This window comes from Frankia sp. CoWAU3 (assembly GCF_977971855.1).
In genome coordinates this window covers 1-3,421 of the sequence record NZ_CDWWXB010000107.1, presented here as the reverse complement: position 1 = coordinate 3,421, position 3,421 = coordinate 1, and the positions used below count along the sequence as shown (strand labels likewise).

The 3,421-nt window shown below is 68.7% G+C and carries 3 protein-coding genes; 1 reads left to right on the top strand and 2 read right to left on the bottom strand.

The features are described from left to right. Positions 1–414: hydrogenase maturation protease (locus AC08ON_RS11120; protein ID WP_476616915.1), on the top strand; the 414-nt coding region annotated here is incomplete at its 5' end. Positions 415–444: 30 nt separating this feature from the next. On the opposite strand, the gene AC08ON_RS11115 is transcribed toward AC08ON_RS11120, so the two are convergent. Together AC08ON_RS11115 and AC08ON_RS11110 are read right to left on the bottom strand one after the other, a co-directional pair. After that, a complete protein-coding gene (locus tag AC08ON_RS11115) occupies positions 445–1,590 on the bottom strand; it encodes a site-2 protease family protein (RefSeq protein WP_476607556.1) in 1,146 nt (381 codons plus the stop codon). A gap of 91 nt (positions 1,591–1,681) precedes the next feature. Next, a complete protein-coding gene (locus tag AC08ON_RS11110) occupies positions 1,682–2,104 on the bottom strand; it encodes a TOBE domain-containing protein (protein WP_476607557.1) in 423 nt (140 codons plus the stop codon). Positions 2,105–3,421 lie beyond the last annotated feature (1,317 nt).

Sequence of the window (3,421 nt, the reverse complement as noted above, 5' to 3'; positions counted from 1 at the left end):
GAGCCGACAGGGCTGTTCGCCGCCTGGGAAGGGGCCGACGCCGTCTGGATCATCGACGCCGCCCATTCCGCGGCCCCGCCCGGAACTGTGCACCGCATACCGGCCAACGAGCGCACACTACCGGCGGATCTCGTCGGGCCATCGACCCACGCGCTCGGCCTCGCGGACACCATCGAGATCAGCCGAACACTCGGCTGGCTTCCCCGGCATCTCGTCATCTACGCAATCTGCGGCCATACCTTCTCCGCAGGCCTCGGACTTGACCCCGAGGTCGCGGCGGCGGCCCGGAACGTGGCCGCCGCCATCCGCGCCGAAACAGCGATCTATGCCGAAACAGCGATCTATGCCGCCAGGGAACCTGACGATGCCGCCATGGAACCCACGATCTCCGCTGACCGCCGCCAACCGCGGTAGCCGAAGGCCCGCGTTGGCGGCGGGGTTCGGTCACGGGACTTCGCGCGGCCCGGGGGCGGCGTTCATCAGCCACGTCACCGTGCGGCTGATGTCCGACAGGGACAGGATCCCGACGAGCCTGCCTTGATCCATCACCAGGACGCGGTGCTCGGCGCCGGGCTCCATGCGCGGCAGCAGATCCGCCAGCGGGTCGTCGAGACCCGCGATGGTGGTCCGCGACAGTGGCACCATCACCTCGCTTACCGTTACCGTGCCGCTCTTCTCCGGCGGCACCTGCTTGGCGCCGTCCAGGGTCACCAGCCCGACCGGGGCTCCGTTCTCGCCGGTCACCGGGAACGCCGAGTGCCGGTACCGGTACAGCGGGCCGGCCAGCAGGTCCGCGACGGTCAGGGCCGCGGGCACCGTGAGCGGTTTCGTCGTCATGGCGTCATGTACCGGGACGCCGGCGAGCACACCGCGCAACTGCGCCTGCCGTCCCTCGGCGGTGGCGGCCGCGATGAGGAACGAGCCGATCAGGGCCAGCCAGAGCCAGCCGAATCCGCCGCCTCTCATGAACACGAGGAGTCCCAGAACGACGAGCAGCCAGCCGAGGACGCGTCCGGCCGCGGTGGCCCCGGCGGTCGCCCGCAGCCGATCTCCCGTACGCCACCACAGGAAGGCGCGCAGCAGCCGCCCACCGTCGAGCGGAGCGGCGGGAAAGGCGTTGAAGACGGCGAGCAGCAGGTTGATGCCAGCCAGCCAGGCCACCACCTCGATCAGGAGTTCGGGCGCGGACGCCAGGGCGAGCAGCCAGGCGCCCAGCACGAAGAGCCCGCCCAGCAAGAGGCTGACGAGTGGGCCGACACCAGCGATCCGCAGCTCCGCTGCCGGGCTCGACGCCTCCGACTTCAGCCGGGCCACCCCGCCCAGCAGCCACAACACGATGTCGTCCACGGCCACCCCGTTGCGCTGGGCCACCACGGCGTGCGCCACCTCGTGGGCGAGCAGCGAGGCGAAGAAAACCACTGCGGCGGCAAGAGCCGCCACCCAGTACACCACCAGGGCATAGCCCGGGTAGGCCTGTGGGAGGCGGCCCTGCGCGAGGCCGAACGCGATGATGCCGAAGATGAGCAGCACGCTCCAGTGGACCCCGATCCGGACTCCAGCGATCCGTCCCACCACGAAGGTCGCCCGCACAGCGTCTCTCCCCTGTTCGAACGTGCCCCGGGACCAAGACCCGGCTCGACTCCGCGGTTGAGCGCGCAGCCGGCCCCGTCAGGCTGTCCCGTCAGGCTGCCGCGAGGGCCACCTCCGTCGACTTGACCAGGGCGGTCACCGAGGAACCCGCGGCCAGAGCGAGGTCGGTCGCGGCGGCCAGGGTGATCGCCGCGGTGAGCACGCCGCCACCGTCGAGGGCGATGTGCACGACGGCCATGGCACCGCCGCTCTCCAGGCTGGATACCGTGCCGCGCAGCCGGTTACGGATGCTCAGACCGTCCACGCCGCCCGTGGCCAGCGCCACCTCGGTGGACTTGATCAGAATCTCGACGGTGGCCCCCACCGAGAGGCCGAGATCCTTGATCGCATCAAGGGTCACCGCGGCGGTGACGGTCTGCCCGCCGGAAAGATCGACGGTCACGGTGCTCATCACCGCACCTTCGGTGATGTCGGTGACGGTTCCGGTCAGTCGGTTGCGGATGCTCAGGCTCATCGGTCCACCTTGTCCTCTCGGGTGCCGCCAGGTGCCGTCAGTCAACTCCTACCCGTCCGTCCGTGCCGCGTACATGCCTCACCTGCAGAAGAGTCGTGCGGAACAGTCGTGCGGACGAGTGATGTCCGATCAGGCGGTCGCGCCTGATCGGTCCGTGCGGGTCGCACCGCCCGTGTCGGGGGGAGCGGGCGGTGCGGTGCCACCGGTTCGCCTACCCCGAACAGGTCGATGTCGAGCACCGACCCCGAGAGTCCGGCCTCCCGCACGCAGGCGCCCCGCACCGACAGAACACCGCCTTGGCACAACGGATAGACAGGCAGTGTCGCCAGAAGCTCTACTATTACACACTGTCATGTCAGATAACACACCTACCTCACCGCCAGCATGGGCGCCAGGTCACCAGTGCCTGATCCACCCACGTCTGCGACCCAAAGAAATCCCGGCATCCCTCGGCGGCAGCCCCGCCGATCATCCGACTGGCGTCCACTCCCGCAACAACAGATCATCGTCGTATGACATCGGGCAATCGTGCTGAAGCAACGAAAGCGCACAACATTAAACAACGACAACTCTCGGCGGACCGTCCGGTCGGCTGCCCCGGGCGGCCGACCGGGGCAGCCGAGCCGCGGAGAATCACGACGGCCGATGGCCGGCGGCAACGGCTGCCGACGGTGGAACCGGCGCCTAGGCCGGACTACCCCCAGACTAACCCCCCGAGCCAACCTCCGGACTAACCCCGTAGGAGGTTCGCGGAGGGCCTCGTAGGGCTGTTTTCGCTGTACCCGGCTGTCCCCGTCATCCGTATTCCCGACACGCCTGCGGGGAACGGTGTTCCAGGGAAGCCGAGAATGTTCCGGGCCATGGCCTACCTCCCGATGAGGGGGCCAGAAGGGGTACCCCCGCTTCCGGTGTCGGACTACCTCGTAGGGGTGCGCATCCCTCGCGCTGGAACCGCCGCTGGAGTGCTCCGGAACGGGCGTCGGTCAACGACGTTGAAGGGACCGTTCCTCCTCGGCACCGCGTTCATGGTCGGCTGGATGTCTGGATGTGCGGCTGGCTGTGCATTGTGATCGGTGCGGCGCGGTCGCCCGATCCGTTCGTCGCGCGGCGGTGGTATCACTGGACCGGTCCGACGAGACGGACTGACCTTCGATACAGGGCCGCGCAGAGATCACGCTACGTTGTGATCGGTGACGTTTTGTAGACGTGCTGTGGGGTGACTCGGGGCGCCCTGGGCGACACAGCGCGAGCGAAGCGTCTCTTTCCCCATGCGTACCCGGCACGGGCCGCGCAAACCAGCTCCGCACGCCCAGATAT